Source organism: Amycolatopsis sp. NPDC104819 (assembly GCF_055583145.1).
This window is the reverse complement of record NZ_JBVJON010000008.1, coordinates 450,169-467,690: the sequence shown is the minus strand read 5'-3', so window position 1 is coordinate 467,690 and position 17,522 is coordinate 450,169. Positions and strand designations below refer to the sequence as shown.

General features: G+C 74.3%; 14 protein-coding genes. 8 read left to right on the top strand and 6 right to left on the bottom strand.

From position 1 onward, the window contains the following. Window positions 1-15 precede the first annotated feature (15 nt). From ACZ63E_RS27335 to ACZ63E_RS27325, 3 genes are all read left to right on the top strand, one after another. On the top strand, window positions 16-1,068 hold the full coding sequence (locus ACZ63E_RS27335) for a DUF917 domain-containing protein (protein WP_465338956.1): 1,053 nt from the start codon (window positions 16-18) through the stop codon (window positions 1,066-1,068). Between the two features lie 319 nt (window positions 1,069-1,387). Continuing rightward, entirely contained in the window at window positions 1,388-2,719 is a 1,332-nt protein-coding gene (locus ACZ63E_RS27330; protein WP_465338955.1) for a PucR family transcriptional regulator, read from the top strand. A gap of 48 nt (window positions 2,720-2,767) precedes the next feature. Next, window positions 2,768-3,772: an aldo/keto reductase gene (locus ACZ63E_RS27325; protein WP_465338954.1), complete on the top strand. Its 1,005-nt coding sequence runs from the start codon at window positions 2,768-2,770 to the stop codon at window positions 3,770-3,772. On the opposite strand, the gene ACZ63E_RS27320 is transcribed toward ACZ63E_RS27325, so the two are convergent. Continuing rightward, complete coding sequence (locus tag ACZ63E_RS27320; protein ID WP_465338953.1) at window positions 3,769-4,236, bottom strand: hypothetical protein; 468 nt, start codon at window positions 4,234-4,236, stop codon at window positions 3,769-3,771. The two genes, ACZ63E_RS27325 and ACZ63E_RS27320, sit on opposite strands and share 4 nt — an antisense overlap. 101 nt (window positions 4,237-4,337) lie before the next feature. On the opposite strand from ACZ63E_RS27320, the gene ACZ63E_RS27315 reads away from it, so the two are divergent. The 3 genes from ACZ63E_RS27315 to ACZ63E_RS27305 all read left to right on the top strand — a co-directional run bounded on the left by ACZ63E_RS27315 (window position 4,338) and on the right by ACZ63E_RS27305 (window position 6,737). Beyond that, window positions 4,338-5,027 (top strand): response regulator transcription factor, encoded by a 690-nt coding sequence (locus ACZ63E_RS27315; protein ID WP_465338952.1) that lies wholly within the window; start codon window positions 4,338-4,340, stop codon window positions 5,025-5,027. Then, window positions 5,024-6,301 (top strand): HAMP domain-containing sensor histidine kinase, encoded by a 1,278-nt coding sequence (locus ACZ63E_RS27310; protein ID WP_465338951.1) that lies wholly within the window; start codon window positions 5,024-5,026, stop codon window positions 6,299-6,301. Before ACZ63E_RS27315 ends, ACZ63E_RS27310 begins: the two co-directional genes overlap by 4 nt. 73 nt (window positions 6,302-6,374) lie before the next feature. Further along, window positions 6,375-6,737 carry a hypothetical protein gene (locus ACZ63E_RS27305; RefSeq protein ID WP_465338950.1) on the top strand — a complete coding sequence of 121 codons (363 nt, stop codon included), beginning with the start codon at window positions 6,375-6,377 and terminating at the stop codon, window positions 6,735-6,737. Window positions 6,738-6,799: 62 nt separating this feature from the next. Here the strand turns inward: ACZ63E_RS27305 and ACZ63E_RS27300 are convergent, their stop codons facing one another. After that, window positions 6,800-7,345 (bottom strand): DUF4232 domain-containing protein, encoded by a 546-nt coding sequence (locus tag ACZ63E_RS27300; RefSeq protein WP_465338949.1) that lies wholly within the window; start codon window positions 7,343-7,345, stop codon window positions 6,800-6,802. A gap of 247 nt (window positions 7,346-7,592) precedes the next feature. Here ACZ63E_RS27300 and ACZ63E_RS27295 point away from each other — a divergent pair, with 247 nt between their 5' ends. Beyond that, complete coding sequence (locus ACZ63E_RS27295; protein ID WP_465338948.1) at window positions 7,593-8,042, top strand: hypothetical protein; 450 nt, start codon at window positions 7,593-7,595, stop codon at window positions 8,040-8,042. A 32-nt stretch (window positions 8,043-8,074) separates the two neighbouring features. Here ACZ63E_RS27295 and ACZ63E_RS27290 read toward each other — a convergent pair whose 3' ends face one another. Further along, complete coding sequence (locus ACZ63E_RS27290; protein WP_465338947.1) at window positions 8,075-11,344, bottom strand: glucodextranase DOMON-like domain-containing protein; 3,270 nt, start codon at window positions 11,342-11,344, stop codon at window positions 8,075-8,077. Between the two features lie 123 nt (window positions 11,345-11,467). Between ACZ63E_RS27290 and ACZ63E_RS27285 the strand changes: the two genes are divergently transcribed. After that, window positions 11,468-11,881 carry an ATP-binding protein gene (locus tag ACZ63E_RS27285; RefSeq protein WP_465338946.1) on the top strand — a complete coding sequence of 138 codons (414 nt, stop codon included), beginning with the start codon at window positions 11,468-11,470 and terminating at the stop codon, window positions 11,879-11,881. 6 nt (window positions 11,882-11,887) lie between these two features. Here ACZ63E_RS27285 and ACZ63E_RS27280 read toward each other — a convergent pair whose 3' ends face one another. The 3 genes from ACZ63E_RS27280 to ACZ63E_RS27270 all read right to left on the bottom strand — a co-directional run bounded on the left by ACZ63E_RS27280 (window position 11,888) and on the right by ACZ63E_RS27270 (window position 17,233). Next, entirely contained in the window at window positions 11,888-12,613 is a 726-nt protein-coding gene (locus tag ACZ63E_RS27280) for an ANTAR domain-containing protein (RefSeq protein WP_465339101.1), read from the bottom strand. Window positions 12,614-12,869: 256 nt separating this feature from the next. Beyond that, complete coding sequence (locus ACZ63E_RS27275) at window positions 12,870-13,172, bottom strand: STAS domain-containing protein (RefSeq protein ID WP_465338945.1); 303 nt, start codon at window positions 13,170-13,172, stop codon at window positions 12,870-12,872. Further along, entirely contained in the window at window positions 13,169-17,233 is a 4,065-nt protein-coding gene (locus tag ACZ63E_RS27270; RefSeq protein ID WP_465338944.1) for a SpoIIE family protein phosphatase, read from the bottom strand. Before ACZ63E_RS27270 ends, ACZ63E_RS27275 begins: the two co-directional genes overlap by 4 nt. Window positions 17,234-17,522: the final 289 nt, after the last annotated feature.

The following is a 17,522-nucleotide window of genomic DNA, read 5'->3' as shown; positions in this document are numbered from 1 at the left end:
CTACTGTGGTCGTTCATGCGCATCACGGCCGGTGACGTGCCCGCCCTCGAACGCGGCGCCGCCCTGCTCGGCTCCGGCGGCGGGGGCGACACCGTCACCGCGGCCGTGCTGCTGCGGCGGCAGCTCGAACGCGGCCACGAGCCGGTGGTGCGGCCGGCGGACACGCTGCCGCCGTCGGCGCGGGTGGTGCCGGTCGGGGTGGTCGGCGCGACGGCGGCGTTCACCGAGAAGCTGCCGGGCGGCGACGAGTTCGCGTCCGCGGTGGCGGCGATCGAGCGCTGGACCGGCGAGCGCGCCGACGCGCTGATGTCGATCGAGATCGGCGGCCTGAACGGGCTGATGCCGCTGGTGGTGGCGCTCGAGCTCGGCCGGGCGTACGTCGACGCCGACCTGTCCGGGCGCGGCCTGCCCCGGCTCGACCAGCTGGCGGTCGCGGCGACCGGCCGCGGAGTCGCGCCCGCGGCACTGGCGGAGCAGAGCGGCCAGGTCATGCTGCTGGCGGCCGGGTCGGACACGATGGTCGAGCGCGCGGCTCGGGCGTTCGTCGCCAGCTCGGGCGGCTGGGCGGCGCTGGCCCTGGCGCCGATCCCGGCGGGCGAGCTGGCCGCGTGTTCGGTGCTCGGCTCGACGAGCGCGGCGCTGGCCCTCGGCCGCCGGGTGCGCGCGGCGGGGGAGAGCCCACCGCGCGACCGGCTGGAGACGGCGCTCAACGGGTCGGTGCTCGCCCGCGGCCGGGTCCTGGAGGTGGCGCGCCACGTGGGGCCGGGCTTCGGCCGCGGCAGCGTGACCCTGGCCGACCACCACAGCGGCGAGCTGCTGCGCCTGGAGATGGAGAACGAGTACCTGCTCGCGCTGCGCGACGGCGAACCGGTGGCCTCGACCCCGGACGTGCTGTCGGTGCTCGACCACCGCACGGGAGTCCCGGTCCCGTGCGACGCACTCCGAGCGGGAGTGGAGGTAGATGTGGTCCGCCTGGCGGCGGCGGAGTTCTGGCTCGACCCGGCGCGGTTGCCGGTGCTGGAGCCGCGGGCGTACGGCATCGACTGCGATCCGGTGGGGTTGCGGTGAGCGGGCGGGGTGGGATCGGCTGGGCCGCGGTGGGGTTTGCGCTCGCGGGTTGGCATCGGTCGCGATTCGGTGGGGCTGGGATGAGCGCGCGGGTTGGCGCGGTGGGGTTTGCGCCTGCGGTTGCGGTTGCGGAGAACCCTCGGCAGGACACTGACTTGGCCGCGGCAGGGCCGTCATGAGCCTCCGGCGGGTGCTCGCCCTCCCCGGTTGGGCCGAGCACGTCCGTCTTCTCGCCGGTGCCGCCGGACTTGACCGTCCACTCACGACCGTTCAGGCCACTTTGGACGCATCGCACCTTCCCGGGCCCGGGGAGCTCACCGTGGTCGCCCGGACTGTCGCCGGGACCGACTGGCAGATCGATGCCCTGTTGCGGCGGTGTGCCGATGCCGGGGGCGCCGGTGTGCTGCTGCCCGGCACCGACCCGCTCACCGCGTCGCGGCTTCTTGCCGAACGTCTGGCTGTGCCGCTGCTGACCACCGCTGCGCCGCCGCTGGATCTGCTTGTCGAGGCTCGGCTGCTGCTCGCCGCTCCCGGACTCGACCGGGCCGACCTGCTGCTGGCCACCCACCGCGCGCTCGGGGACCGGCTGCGGCCGCCCGAGGAAGTTGTTGCCGTGCTTCGGCGGCTGCTTCGGTCGCCCGTCGCCGTTCTCGATGACGGCGGTGTGCCGCTCGCCGGGGAAGTCGGTGGGCGCGTGCGGCTTGATGAACCCGTGCCGCAGCGGACCGAGCTGGACGACGGTGTCCTGCTCGCACATCCCGTGCTGCTGGAGCGGCCGGCGATGTGGCTGGCCGTCGAACTGCGCGGCACCGAGGCCGCGCGCGCCGATGTCGTTCCGCCCGCGCTCGCCGTGGCCGCCGGGGCGCTGCAACGCTGGCTGCTGGCCAACCGGCTGGAGCTCGAACGGGACGCGCGCTCCCGCACGGCCCTGCTCGCCGACCTGCTGCGGCTGGACTCCGAGCCCGGCGCGGACCTGCGCCGCCGGGTCGCCGACGCGGGCTGGCGGCTCGGCGGCTGGCACGTCGGGTTGCACCTCGGCGTCCCGGCCGCGGTCGACACCGTCGCGCGCACCCAGGAGGTCATGCGGGCGCTGGACGTCGAGGCCGTCGTCGAGCACGGCGACGGCTGGACCGGCTGGGTCACCTTCGACCACGAGCCCACCGCGGAACGCGTGCGCGCCCTGGCCACCCGGCTCCAGGCGGCGCACCGGACGCTGCGCCTCGGCGCGCACATGGGTGTCGGACGGCCGCACCCGCGTCCGGAAGGGCTGGCGGCAACCGTCGCGGAGGCCCTCGACGCCGCGCGGCTGGCCGCGACCCGTCCGGAAACCGGGCACTTCCTGCACGTCGACCAGCTCGGCATGGCCCAGCTGCTGCTCGAGTGGACCCGGACGGACACCTTCGAGCCCGCGGCCCGAGCCCTGGTCGCGCCGCTGCGCGCGGCGCCGGGCGACCTCGTCCGGACGCTCGCCGCCTACCTCGACGCCGAGTCCTCGATCGCCGAGACGGCCACGGTGCTGGGCGTGCACCGCAACACCGTGGCCGCCCGCGTCGCGCGGATCGAGCAGCTGCTGGGAGTGGACCTGTCCCGGCCGGACGAACGGCTGGCCCTGCACCTCGCTTCGCGCGCGGTGATCCTTTCGGACGAGTGACCGGCCGGGTTTGACCCGGACCGCGCTCCAGGTTGCAGGATCGAGGCCATGACCGAACTGGACGACTACCGGCCGCTGGGCCGCTCCGGCCTGCGGGTTTCCCCGCTGGCCCTCGGCGCGATGACCTTCGGCACCGGGTCCTTCTGCGCCGACGACACCACCGCGCGCAAGATCTTCCGCGCCTACGTCGAGGGCGGCGGCAACTTCGTCGACACCGCGGACAACTACAGCGCGGGCCGCAGCGAAGAGCTCGTCGGCGAGTTCCTGCGCGACGTCGACCGGGACGACGTCGTGCTCGCCACCAAGTACTCCGGGCCCGACTTCGGCGGCGGGGAACCGCGGTCGGACCCGCGCCGGCGCAGCAACGGCCGCAAGAACATGGTCGCCTCGCTGGAGGCGTCGCTGCGGCGGCTGCGCGTCGACCACGTCGACCTGTACTGGCTGCACATCTGGGACGGCTTCACCCCGGCGGAGGAGGTGATGGCGGCCTTCGGCGACCTGGTGCGCGCCGGGAAGATCCGCGCCGTCGGGCTCAGCGACGTCCCGGCCTGGTACGCGACGAAGGCCGCGATGCTCGGCGGGCCACCGGTGACGGCGCTGCAGCTCGAATACTCCCTGGTCGAGCGTGCCATCGAGGCCGAACACGTGCCGTTGGCGCGGGAGTTCGGCATCGCGGTCCAGCCGTGGGGCGCGATCGGGGGCGGGTTCCTGTCCGGCAAGTACACCCGCGACGGCGGCGGCGACGGACGGCTCGCCGAGGCGTCCCGGGCCACGCCCGAGAGCCGCTGGGTCGTGCTGGACGTCGTCCGCGAGGTCGCCGCCGAGGTGGGCGCGACCCCGGCCCAGGTCGCCCTGCACTGGGTGACGCGCCGGGCCGCGATGCCCGCGCCGCTGATCGGCGCCCGGTCACCCGAGCAGCTTGCCGACTCCCTCGGCGCACTCACCCTCGACCTCACCGAGGTCCAGCTCGACCGGCTGACCGAGGTCAGCGCGCCGGAACTGCCGTTCCCGCACGGTGTCCTGGCCAGGCTCAACGCCGGCTTGCCGTCCTAACCGCGGCCGCGGTGGCCGCCGCTGTCGTCGGCGACGGTTTCGGCGTGCGGCTCGCCGTTGAGGCACGACACGGCCGTCACGTACTCTGCCCCGTCGTTCTTGAACTTCACCGACGCGGTGGCGGCGGGGCCGCGCGCGACGTCGTCGACGCGGTAGCCCGGGGCCGGGCTCCACGACTTCAGGGTGACTTGGCCGCCTTCGCACGTGGCGACCAGGCTGCCGCCGGAGACAGTCAGGCCGCGCGGCGCCGGCGCGCTCGAGGTGACCGGCGTGGTTGACGGCGCCGGGGTGGTGCTCGTCGGCACGGTTTCCAGCGCGCGGGCGACGTCGCCGGCGGACAGCGGCTGGTTCTGCGGGCCGAGGATGCCCGCGCCGACCAGGTCGAGGGCCACCGTGCCGACCCCGGCGGTGGCCGCGGCGGCCAGCAGCCAGCCCGCCGTCATCAGCAGTCCGCGCCGTCCCATCCGTCCACTGTGCCATCCGGGCGGGTTAAAGCGCGGCTAAGACGTCCTTAGCGTTCGCCAGAAGCCCGGCGAAGCGGCTTCGCCTGTGTAGCCTCCCCGGAATGGCGACCGTGCTGCTCGTCGAGGACGACCCGACCATCCGCACGGCCGTGCTGCGCGCGCTGGGCGAGCGCGGGCACACCGTGACCTCGGCGCCGACCGCGATGTCCGGGCTGCAGGCGGCGGTCACCGACCGGCCCGACGTCGTCCTGCTCGACCTGGGCCTGCCCGACCTCGACGGCCGCGAGGTGCTGCGGATGGTGCGCGCGGTCAGCGCGGTGCCGATCATCGTGGTCACCGCGCGCGGCGCCGAGGAGGAGATCGTCCGGCTGCTCGACGCCGGCGCCGACGACTACGTGGTCAAGCCGTTCGGCGGCGCGCAGCTCGACGCGCGGATCCGCGCGGTGCTGCGGCGCGCCGAGCCGGAGGAGACGACGGGCCCGGTGGTCGTCGGCGGCCTGTCGGTCGACGCGCGGACGCGGGAGGCGTCCCTCGACGGCGCGCCGCTGGACCTCACGCCGCGCGAGTTCGACCTGCTCCACTACCTCGCCGGCCGCGCGGGAACCGTGGTGAGCAAACGCGAACTGCTCGCCGACGTCTGGAAGCTGCCCTACGCCGGCGCGGACAAGACCGTCGACGTGCACCTGTCGTGGCTGCGGCGCAAGCTCGGCGAAACCGCGCAGGAGCCCCGGTACCTGCACACCGTGCGCCGCGTCGGCGTCCGGCTGGCCGAACCGGGGACGCAGCCGTGAGGAAACGGCTCGCGCTGCTGGTCGCCGCCGCGATGAGCCTGGTGCTCGTCGCGTTCCTCGTGCCGCTGGCGATCCTGCTGCGGTCGGTCACGGCGGATCGTGCGGTCACCGCCGCGACGGCGAAGGCGCAGTCCCTCACCTCCTTGGTCGCGACGGCCGAGACGGCGGCACTGCGGCCGGCGGTCGATCAGCTCAATACCACCGCGGGGCACCCGGTCACGGTGTTCCTGCCGGACGGCACCGTGCTCGGCGCGCCGGGTCCGCGCACCCCCGGCGTCGCGCTGGCCGCGGCGCAGGGCAGCAGCCTCACCGTCGAGGACGCGGGCGGCCGGGAGATCCTCGTCGCGGTGCAGGGCCTGCCGCGGGGGACGGCCGTGGTGCGGGCCTTCGTCGACCGTGCGGAGCTGACGCGGGGGCTCGGCGCGGCGTGGCTGGTGCTGGCCGCGCTGGGCGTCCTGCTGCTGGCGCTCGGGGTGTTCGTCGCCGACCGGCTGGCCCGGTCGATCGTGCGGCCGGTGCACGAGCTCGCGGCGGTGTCGCGCCGGCTCGCCGAAGGGGACCTCGACGCGCGGGCGCGGCCGGGCGGGCCGGCGGAGGTGCGGTCGGTCGCCGCCGCGCTCAACTTGCTGGCCGCGCGGATCCGCGACCTGGTCCGGCAGGAGCGCGAGGCCGTCGCCGACATCTCGCACCGGCTGCGGACGCCGCTGACCGTGCTGCGGCTGGACGCCGAGTCGCTCGCCGACCCCGCCGAGGCCGAGCGGATCACCGGGCATGCCGAGAGCCTGGAGCGCCAGGTCACCGCGCTCATCGACCAGGCGCGCGCCCGGGACTCCGCGCCGGGGGCGTGCGACGCGGCTGCCGTCGTCGGCGCGCGAGCGGAGTTCTGGTCGGTGCTCGCGCAGGACCAGGACCGGGCGGCGACGGTGTCGCTCGATTCCGGGCCGCTGCCGGTCGCGGTCGGCGAGGCGGAGCTGGCCGCGTGCCTGGACGCGTTGCTGGGCAACATCTTCGCGCACACGCCAGAGGGGACGGGGTACACGATCCGGCTCACGGCGACGCCGGACGGCGCCCGGCTGGAGGTCGTGGACGAGGGGCCGGGGTTCGACCTCGGCGGCGTCGAGCGGGGTGCGAGCGGCGCCGGGTCGACCGGGCTCGGGCTCGACATCGCGCGTCAGACCGCACGTGCTTCCGGTGGGACGTTCAGTGTTACGCGGGTGCGGCCCCATGGGGCGCGGGTCGTGCTCGAGCTCGGGAAGGCTTTAGGGATGCCTTAATCCTCGCGCAGTGCGCCGCTATCGTCGGGCGCGGGAAGCTCTTTTTGTTGTCGGAGAACCAAAAGGAGCAGACATGCGCAAGATTCTGGTGATCGCCGCGGCCGGTGCGGCACTCGCGGTCGGAGGTACGACAGCGGCGCTCGCGCAGTCCGGAGCCGACGACGGCACGCAGGCGCCGGCCACCTCGACGCCGTCGGCCACGACGTCCGCGGAAGCCTCGACCACCTCGGCCACTCCGGAGACCTCGGCGTCGCCGAGCACGTACCCGACCCGGTCCGCGCCGAGCACGTACCCGACCCGCACCCACGACCTCGGTGACGACCACGGTGGCCGCGGGAACGAGCCGGGTGACGACCACGGTGGCCGCGGGAACGAGCGCGGCGACGACCACGGCGGCCACCACGAGGCCGGTGACGACCACGGCGGCCGCCGCTGACCGGTCCACAATGGACGACACGCGTGCCTGGATGGACGACACGCGTGTCGTCCGCCGGTGGGTTACGGCTGGGCGGGGCCGGCGGTGACCGGGCCGACGGTCAGTCCGTGCGCCTCGGCGGAGTTGTCGAGCGGGCCCTGGTTCCACGGCAGGGTGATCGCCGGGTCGCTGGTGTCACCGCGCGGGGTGGTCGTCTGCGGCGCGGTCACTGTGACGGTCGCCGGCGAGACCTGGTTCTCCGGGCCCTCGATGCCGGTCCAGTGCAGCAGCATCGACGCGGGCGCGCCGTCGGCGACGGTGACACGCGGAGCGTCGGCCGCGGCCGGGTCGGGGGTCACCGTGATGCCCTCGGCGCCGGCCAGGCTGACCGGCAGGGCGCCCTGCAGCGTGCAGGACTCGCCGGGCTTGGCGGTGAACTCGACCGACGCGTAACGCTGGCCCGCGCCGGGGGAGCCGGCGACGAGCGTGGTGTCGACCTGCGACGAGGTGCAGGCGAAGTCGGTCGGCATCGCGGACGCGGTCCCGGCCGCGGCGACGACGGCGGTCGCGGCGGCGCCGGTCACGGCGAGGGCGGTCACGGTGCGGCGGACGCTCGGACGAACGGACATGAGCGGAACCCCTTCCTGTGTCAGGCGGTCCGGTGAGTTCCCCACCGGAATCCGCGCTCACTAGGAAAGATGCCCACGACACGATCAGGTTAGCTCCGAAGTGCGATTGCCCGCACAAAAGCAACCCTGGGTGATCTTGGACGTCTACTGAATGATTCGTGTGCGGACTAAACCGCTTCGCGGGTTCGAGCGTGTACGTCGCCGACGGCTCCGGACCGACCGGGGCCCCGGGGGAGGGATCCGGCTCATGACCCGACTGCTGACGATCGGCGCGGTGGCCGCCGCCGCGGTGGCGACGATGACCACGCCCGCCACCGCGAGCCCGGCCGCCACCTGGCCGAACGACACGTTCCTCGTGTGCGTCCCGGTCGCGCCCTGCCCGGCCCAGACGAACGGCGGCATCATCTGGAGCAGCCGCTCGGCACTCGTGCAGGGGCAGGTGCGGTCCTTGCCCGGCTCCGGCACCAGCACCGGCACCACCGTGTACTTCGAGGCCTACGCCGGAAGCGTGAAGGTCGACAGCGACACCCGGACCGCCAGTCCCGGCAAAGAGGTGCCGTACGACGTCACACTCAGCACGGACGTGGTCGGCGGGTTCGACCGGGTGAAGATCCAGATCTGCCTGCCCGGGCCGACGAAGTGCAGCGATCCGCTCCACGCGCACCGCGACGCGGTCGCGGAGCAGCTGGTCGGCTGAGCGACGCCGGCGCCGGTGGGACCGGGTGCGTCTCAGCCCACCGGCACTCCGCGCACCGCGACCGGCCCGCGGGTCGGGTCCAGCTCGGCCGCCTGATCCACCCCCGCCGGCGTGAGCACGTCCATCGCCTTCGGCGCCGTGGCCGGGTCCGTGGCGCAGATCGGCGCCGTGCCGCCCGCCGCGCAGAGCCCGAACGTGTACTGGCCCGCCGTCGGCGTGAACGGCCGTGCCTGGTCGGGGGAGTTGCCGTCCTGTCCGGTCAGCACCACCGCGAACGTCCAGCCCGCGGCCGGGGTCCCGAACGCCGCCTTCGCCACGCTGACCGTGATGTAGCGCGTCGCCTGCGAAGCCTGCACCGACGGCGAAGCGAGCGTTGCGCCCGAAGCGTCGACCAGCGCCGGCTCGGCGAAGCCCTGGACCTCGATGCGACGGCTCCACGCGTCCTGCGCCGCGATCGTGTACGCGCGGCTCGCGAACGGCGGCGCGGTGGACGTCGCCGTTGCCGCCGGGTCGTGCGCGTAGATCGTCAGCAGCTGCGCGCCGAGCGGGGAGCCGAATGTCGGGGTCAGGTCACGGACCTGCGCGCGGAACACGAGGTTGGTGCCCGAGTCGATGACCTGGAACCGCTGCAGGTCGAACGCGCCGGCGTGGAAGTCGCCCGCCGTCGGGTAGGTGTATGTGCCCGGTCCGGTGTCGTCGCCGTCCGGGTCGGTCGTGTCGAGCAGCACCGTGCCGGTGACGAAGTCCGAGCTGATCGTCTTCTGCGCGTACCCCGTGCCCGCGCCGGTGGTGGCGGTCGCGGTGACGACGTTCGCGCCCAACGGCGTCGGCACCGTCGCGCTGAACGTGCCCGCCGCCGAAGCCCGGGTCGACAGCACGGAAGTCGTCCCGGCGTCGGTGGCCGACACCGCGAGGTCGACCCGGCTGCCGGCGGGCGCGGTGCCGGTGACCGCGGCGGTCGCGGTGGACACCGACGCGGGCGCGTCGAGCGTGACCGCCAAGGCCGCGGGCGGCGCGTGCGAGACGTACCGCTCGCGGACGTCGGCGGGCTGCTCGGGCAGGCGGCCGTCGGCCAGCGCGCGGGCCAGCCGCACCGACTGGGACTGCGCCCAGCTCAACGGTGCGACCGAGCCGGCGGGCTGCCCGGGGGTGAACCCGATCGACGCCGTGCGGGGATCCGTGCCGTAGGGCGAGGTCGGCACTGCCGGGTTTTCCCACGCCTGCTCGGGAATCAGGCCGGTGCCGCCGGTCTGGGCCCGCATCGCGCGCAGCAGCGCCGAAGCACCCGCGCGGTCGCCGGTCTGCACGGCCTGCTCGCCGCGTTCGCCCGCGAGCACCGGCCAGAGGTGCCCGGACCCGGTGTTCGTCGTCGGCCAGGGCGCGCCGGTCGGGGCGCAGTTCGTCGGATCCGGTTCGTAGCAGTCGCCGTAACCGTCCTCGCTGCCCGGCGCCGCAGTGCCGTAGCGGTACCAGCCCGGCCCGGCCGGGGTGTCCCGCTTGATCACGCGGTCCACCACCCCGAGGGATGCGGTGACGTCGGGGTCGTTCGCGGGCAGCACCCCGAGGCGCGTCAGCTCGAGGAACCCGGCGTCGACGACCGCGCGCTGGTCGGCGTCGACCGAACCGTTGCCCAGGTTGTAGAAGTATTCCGAGTTCGGATCGCCGTTCTTGGTCAGCCGCAGGAAGTACCGGCCGCCGTACGGCCCGTTCGACGTCACCGTCCAGCCCTTGATGCTGCGCTGGAAGTGGTCCGCGGTGGCCCGGTAGACGCGGGCGCGCGCCGGGTCGCCGTTGCGGTCGGCGATCACGCCGGCCGCGACCAGCCCGGCGATCTCCGCGGCGATCGTCGAAGGGGAGTAGCCGCCCTGTTCTTCCCAGCGCTCCGAACCGAACGACGGCCCGTGCGCGACGACGAAGTCCGCCGCCGCGCGGATGTGGCCGGTGTAGAGCGTGCGGTCGCGGTCGAGCCCGGCCTGCAACGCCATCAGGATCGGGTACGCGCTTTCGTCGAGCTGGTCACCGCCGGAGTCGGGCGCCTTCTTGCCGTTGAGCAGCGAGTTGCGCGGGAACCGGCCGTCCGGCTGCTGCTGGCGGGAGAACAGCCAGCGCACGCTCGCCCGCGCGGTGTCGCGGTCGCCCGCGGCGAGCAGCCCGGAGAAGCTTTCGTAGAGGTCACGCGCGAAGATCTCGCGGTAGGACCCGAAGTACACGGGTTTGCCGCCGGGCGCGTCCCCCGCGGAGACGGCCTGGCCCCACGGGCTGCCGAGCGAGGCCACGACCGCGCCGGGGAAAGTCTTGTCCTCACTGGCCTTCAGGACGTTGACCGACTGGAAGTAGGCGTCCGAATCCTTGCCCCGCAGCGGAGTCAGCCCGTTGTCGTAGTCACGCCAGCCGCGCGCGTAGTCGCGGTAGCTCTGGTCGAACGGCGTGCGCAGGCTCGCTCCGGCCGTGGCGACGGCGGCACGCGCGTCCGCGCCGAACCCGAGCGCCAGCACCGCCGGCCGGCGCGGCTGCAGGTCCAGCTGCGCGGTCTGGACGACGTTGCCGTTCACCGCGGACGGTGTCGTGTCGGTCAGCCGGTGGTCGCGGTCCAGCTGGGCCAGCCCGTCGCCGGCCGTACCGGCAAAACCGCTGGCGGTGCTGAGGAACCGGCGGTCCGCGCGCAACGCCGCCGCCAGCGGCGTCCCGTAGTCGCGGGCCGGGGCGCTGGAGACGGTGTTCGTGTCGGCGCTGACCAGCGCGCTCGTGCCCGCGTCGACGCTGGCGGTGTCCCCGCCGCCGTTGGCCGGGCCGCCCCCGCCGTTGCCGTTGATGCTCGCGTCGAACCGCACGTAGACCTTGAGGTCCTGGCCCGAGCCGCGCAGCGGCTCCAGGCGCGTCCGCATCAGGACGCCGGTCCGCGCCGGGTCGGTCAGGTACTCGGTGACCAGGCGGTACTTGCCGCTGCGCGGGGTCGACGTCACTTCGCAGGCCATCCCGCCCGCGCTGGTCCGCACGGTGTAGGTCATGTCGCGGGCCTGCAGGTCGGTGAAGCTGCGGCCGTCGGTGACGGCGAACTGCAGCGTCTCGACGTTCGTGTTGTCGATCACCGGCGCGTAGACGTCGGAGAGCACGCCGCCCGCGACCGTGAACCAGGCCTTGCTGGCGGTGGAGCGCGCGGTGCCCAGGCAGTCCTTGCGGGCCAAGCCGAAGTGCGAGACCGCGCCCGGTCCCGGCGCGGGCGCCGCGGCGGCCACCGGCCCCGGCAGGAGGGTCGCGGCCAGCACCGCGCACAGCACCACGGACGTCGTCGACCGAGTCATCAGCACATCCGATCACGCCGGTTCGCGGCGCACCAGACCCGAACGGCAGCACGGGAGAAGTTACCGATGATTGAGAAGCCGGACCGGTGGGTAGCAAACCGACAGTTCCCCAGGGAGGTGACCATGGAAGAGCACGGATCGGACGGCTGGCGGTACCGCGGCACCATTTCGCCGCGCACGTTGCCGAGCCTGCGCAAGCACCTGATTTCGTGGCTGCGCCGTCAGGCCGGAGACGCGGTCGGGAGCGAGGCCGACGACGTGGTGCTGGCCTGCTGGGAGGCGATGGCCAACGTGCTGGACCACGCCTACCGGGGCCGGCCCGGGCTGATCGACGTCCGGGCGCGGATCGACGAAGACGTGCTGGTGGTGACCGTAGCCGACCAGGGCCGGTGGGAGTCGCTCGAAGAGAGCGGCGGACGCGGGCGCGGCCTGCGCCTGATCCAGAACCTCGTCGACGGGCTCGACCTCCGCTCGACCGCGGACGGCACGGTGATGACCCTGACCTGGCCGTTCCCCGCTCGCCGCCGCACCGCCTGAGGCGCGTCAGCCGTCCGAGGACAGCCCGTCGACGAACCGGGCAGCGATGTCCCGGAGCTTGACGTTCGAGTGCTGCGATTCCTCGATGAGCCGCTTCATGGCGTCATCGGCGGTGATCCGGTGCACGGCCATCAGGATGCCCTTGGCCTGCTCGATCACCGCCCGCGATCTCATCGCCGTCTCGAGGTCGGCGGCCCGCTGCCGGGCCTGCTGGTAGCGCCGGGTGGTGCGCAGGCCGAACGAGACGATCGTCGTGTAGAGCGCCAGCAGCCGGGAGTCGGTTTCGGCGAACCCGTGGTCGCCGTACCCGAAGAGGTTGAGCGCGCCGGAGAGGCGCTCGTCCACCTGCAGAGGCGCGGCGAGGTAGCTGCCCACCCCGAGGCCGCGGGCGTGCTCGGTGAACTCCGGCCACAGCTTCCCGGCCGTCGCCAGCGGCAGCCGGACGATCTCCCCGGTCGCCGCCGCCCGCAGGCACGGTCCCTCACCCTGCGCGTACTGGACGCGGTCGATCTCGACGGCGCGCTCGTCGGTGGAGGCCGCCGTGGTCGGCTCGCCGTCCCGGATCGCGGTGATGCTGGCCATGTCGGCGCCCGGGATCACGCGCACCGCTTCGGCGCACACGGCGTCGAGGATCTCGGCTTCGGCGGGTTCGGCTTCCAGCGTGCCCGTGAGGTCCGCCATCGCGGCGGTCAGCTCGTCGAGCTGCTCGGGCAGGATCGGCTCACCGGTCAAAAGGTCCATCTCCCGTCCCGGACGACTTGCGGCAGGTGCCGAACCGCTGCTGCTCAACGCCGGCGGCGAAACCCTACCCGCGGCCGATGCGCGCTCCGCACCAACCGGGTCCGAGGGGGCGGTGGCTCCGGCCCGGCGCTCACTGCTGAACGGCCGTGGGTTGGCGCCGGGAACCACCTGGCGACGGCCGGTGGCACAACCCCACCCCGCGACCGTCGCTGGGTGTCGCATACCCGGTGGGCGCCGGTCCAACCCCTCAGCCGGGGGTCACTTTCACGATCTGCGCCAGCCCGGACACCCGCAGCACCCGGTCGAGCAGCCGCGGCGCGACCAGCCGCAGGTCGTGCTCGGCGGCCCGGTCGAACAGCACCGCGACCCCGGCGCTGTCGAGGTAGGCCACCCCGGTCAGGTCGACGGTGACCGCCGTCCCGGCCGCCAGCTCGCGATCGAGCGCCGCCCCGAACTCCGCGGCGTTGCTCATGTCGATCTCACCCGTGACGGTCAGGACCCGGTGCCCGTGGTGGCCCGGGCCGGCGACCAGCGTGAGTGCCGTCGTCACGAACCGATCCTCCATTCCAGCGTGACGGTGGTGCCGCCCCCGTCGTGGCGGACAGTGACGGTGTCGGCGAGTGCCTCCATCATCGGCACGCCGCGGCCGCGCAGCACGTGGTTGTCCGGCGGCGGCTGCCTCCAGCGGCCGTGGTCGGTCACGGTGACGACCAGGTGCGCGCCGGTGAGGTCGGCTGCCAGGTGCCCGTTCTCGCCGGCTCCGCCGTCGGCGTAGGCGTGCTCGACGGCGTTGGCGCAGGCCTCGCCCACGGCGACCAGCACGTCCTGGGCGAGGTCTTCGTCGAGCGCCGCGTTCGCCAGCCACGCGCGCAGCCCGCGGCGGGTCACGGCGAGGCTGTCCGGGTGCGCGGGGAAGTCCAGTTCGAGCGGCGGCAGCGAGCGCCGGTAGAGCAGCAGGGCGACGTCGTCCTCGTACCCGTCGGCCGGGCGCAGGCGGTCCATCAGGGCGGACGCCAGGCCGGTCAGGCCGCCGCCGCGCGCTTCGTGGGCGACCGCGGTGGCCCGGTCGATGCCGTCGTCCAGCGGTTCGCGGCGGCGCTCGACGAGACCGTCGGTGTAGAGCATCAGCAACGAGCCGATCGGGACGACCGCGGTGGCCTCCGGCCGGGCGGCGGCGATGCGGACGGCGAGCGGCACGCTGCCGGCCGCGTCGAGGAACTCCGCCGTGCCGTCGCGGTGCACCAGGGTGGCCGGCAGGTGCCCGGCACTGCTGTAGGTGAGCGCGCCGGTCGCGGGGTCGAGGACACCGCAGAAGACGGTCGTGCACAGGGCGCCCGGCAGCCGGCCGGCGAAGCGGTCGAGCGCGGTCAGCGTGTGCGCCGGGCTGTTGGCCTCCAGCAGGAGCGCGCGGCAGGCGCTGCGCAGCTGGCCCATCACCGCGGCCGCCGCGAGCCCGCGGCCGACGCAGTCGCCGACGACGATCCCGATCCGGTCACCGGCCAGCGCGACGACGTCATACCAGTCCCCGCCGACCTCGAGAGGCGGGTTCGCCGGCTCGTAGCGCACCGCGAAGCCGTCCGGGAGCCGGGCCGGGCCGAGGATCGAGCGCTGCAGCGCGAGGGCGACCTCACGCTGCCGGTCGTCGCGGTGGGCGCGGCGCAGGGCGTGCGCCAGCGTCCCGGTCAGGAGCGCCAGCAGCGTCCGGTCCTCGGTGCCGAGCGGGCGGTCCGGCGCGGTTTCGACCCAGAGCGTCAGGCGGCCGCCGGGGTGGTCGAGGGTGGCGCCCGCGCCGCCGTCCGCCGGGGACGCGTGCAGCGCCGGCAGCGAACGCACCTGGCCGAGCGTCTCGCGCAGCGGCGCGGCGAGGTCGGTCCAGCTCCGGTCGCCGCGGTCGGTCGACAGGAGACCCGGCTCGCCGTCCCGCGCCCAGGTGACCGCCAGGACACGCTCGGCGTGCCACAGCTCCCGCAGCAGGTCCAGCGCGGTGCGCAGCACCTCCGGCACCCCGCTGACCCCGGCGAGGCGCTGGTTCATCGAGGCGAGCGCGGACTCCCGCTGCACGGCGTAGCGCTCCGCGGTGACGTCGCGGATCGTGCCGACGAGCCGGCGGCGGCCCTCGTCGTCGTGCAGCTCGTTGTAGGCGATCGCGGCCCAGACCCGGTGCCCGGCCCGGTGCCGCAACGGCACCACGAAGCTCCCGGCGGGCTCGGCCTGCGCCCGGCGCAGCGCGGTGACCACCTCCCGGTAGGCGACGGGATCGGCGTCCCGGCCCGGCAGCCACGGGAACGGCGGTGCGTAGGGCAGGCCCTCGGGACCGAACCCGAGCAGCTCGGCGCAGGCGGCGTTGATCTCGACGACCCGCCCGGCGGCGTCGCAGACGAAGAACCCCTCCTGCAGCGAGTCGATCATCGCCGAGCGCCACCGCGAGTGCTGCGTCCGCAGGTGGGCCAGCCGGATGGTCGTGCGGACGCGGGCCACCAGCTCCCGCGCCGAGAACGGCTTCACGAGGTAGTCGTCGGCCCCCGCGCCCAGCCCGTCGACGGCGGCCTCCTGCCCGGCCCGGGCCGACAGCAGCAGCACGGGCACGGCGGCGGTGCGCGGGTCGGCCCGCAGCTCGGCGAGCAGGCTCAGGCCGTCCATCCGCGGCATCATGACGTCGCTGATGATCAGGTCGGGCGGCTCGGCGCACGCGGCGGCGAACGCCTCGACGCCGTCGCGCACCGCGGTGAGCGTGTAGTCGTCGCGCAGCAGCCGGCCGAGGTAGTCGCGCATGTCGGCGTTGTCGTCGGCGATCAGCACCCGGGCGCTGCCGGCCGGCGCGGCCGCGGGCCGCGGGACGTGGCCGCCGCCGGGCAGCCACCGCAGGGCCTCCTGCACGTACGGCTCCACGGTCTCCGCGGCGATCCCGCCGCCCGAGGGCGCCGGGGCGAGGTGCTCGGCCGGCAGGTGCCCGGTGCCCAGCGGCAGCCGGATCCGGAACGTCGTGCCGGCGCCGGGGGAGCTCTCGACGGCGACCTCCCCGCCGTGCATGCCGACGAGCTCGCGCACCAGCGCCAAGCCGATCCCGCTGCCTTCGTTCGAGCGCGCCCGCACCGACGGGATCCGGTGGAACCGCTCGAACAGCCGCGGCAGCTCGGCCGCGTCGATCCCGATGCCGGTGTCGGACACCGCGACGACGGCGTGCCCGTCGTCGAGGACCGCGCTGACCCGGATCGCGCCGTCGAAGGTGTACTTGACGGCGTTGGACAGCAGGTTGAGGACGACCTTCTCCCACATCCCGCGGTCGACGTGCACCGGCCGGGCCAGCGGCGGGCAGTCGACCTCGAACGCCAGCCCGGCCCGCTCGACCGCGGCGCGGAAGACACTCGCCAGCTCCGCGGTGAACGCCGCGAGGTCCACCGGCTCGAAGCGCGCCTGCATCCGGCCGGCTTCGATCCGGGAGAAGTCGAGCAGGTTGTTCACCAGCCGCCCGAGCCGCAGCGCGTTGCGGTGGATGACGTCGACCTCTTCGCGCACCCGCTCGTCGGCGTCGCCGAGCGCCTTCTCCAGCTCCACGACCGGGCCGAGGATGAGGGTGAGCGGGGTCCGGAACTCGTGGCTGATGTTGGCGAAGAAGGTGGTCTTCGCCGCGTCCAGCGCGGCCAGGTCCTCGGCGCGCTGCTGCTGGGCCTGGTAGGCGAGCGCGCCGTTGACCAGCGCCGTCGTCTGCTGCGCGACCAGCCCGAGGAACGTCCGGTAGGACTCGTCGAGCGCGTGCCCGGCACTGGCCGCGAGCACGATGACCCCGGGAGCCGCGGCACCGGCGTCCCCGGGCAGCGGCAGCACGACCGCCTCGGTGGGCGGGCTGGACCAGCCGCCCGCCGGCAGCTCACCGGCGGTCTCGACCGTGCGGGCGACACCGTCGGCGAGCACCTGCTCGAGCGGCCAGTTCCCGGCTTCCGCGCCGGGGGTGACGGCCGCGAGCACGAGCCGCCCGGCGTCGTCGCGGAGGTGGATCGCGGCGTACGGAACATCTGCGCCCGCCCGGCTCAGCACATCGGCGACCAGCTCGCAGGCTTCGGTCGCGGTGCGGGCGATCCCGGCCTGGGTCCCGAGCTCGCGCAGCGTCGCCAGCCGGCGTTCGCCGATCACGCGCTCGGTGGTGTCGGTGACCGCGGTGAACACCGCCCGCACGGTGCCGTCGTCGTCGTGCACCGGGCTGTAGGAGTAGGTCCAGTAGGTTTCTTCCCAGTAGCCGTGCCGGTTCATCGGCAGCAGCAGGTCTTCCGACCAGGTCGCCTCGCCGGTGGCCAGCACGCCCTCGAGCATCGGGCCGACGATGTGCCAGATCTCGCCCCAGATGTCCTCACCGCGCTTGGCGAGCGCCGGGTGCTTGGTGCCGAGCAGCGGCAGGTACGCGTCGTTGTAGAGGAACCGGAGCTCCGGGCCCCACCAGACGATCATCGGGAAGCGCGAGGTGAGGCAGATCCGCACGGCGGTGGTCAGGCTGACCGGCCAGTCGGCAGGCTCACCGAGCGGCGACGACGTCCAGTCGAACTCCCGCATCCGCGCCGCCATCCGGCTGGTCCCGGGAAAAACGGCCCGCCGACCGGATTCCTCGCCGACGCTCATCACACTCCCGGGTCCACGCGGTCGCGGACGAGCCTACTCGGCCGGGCGTTTCCCCGCTGGCCACGGGGGCGGGCGTCGCGAATGGGTCGTTGGGGGGTGTCGAGTGGGTCATTGGCGGCGCGCGGGTCGGCGCGGATCTGGGGTCGGGCGCGCCGGCTGGAGCGTTGTGAATGACTCATTCACTGCGTCAGGCGTAGTGAATGACTCATTCATTACGCCCGGAGGGGGTGGGGTGGCCGGGGCGGGTGTCGCGAGTGGGTATTGGGGGGGCGGCGTGGGGTTGGTGCGG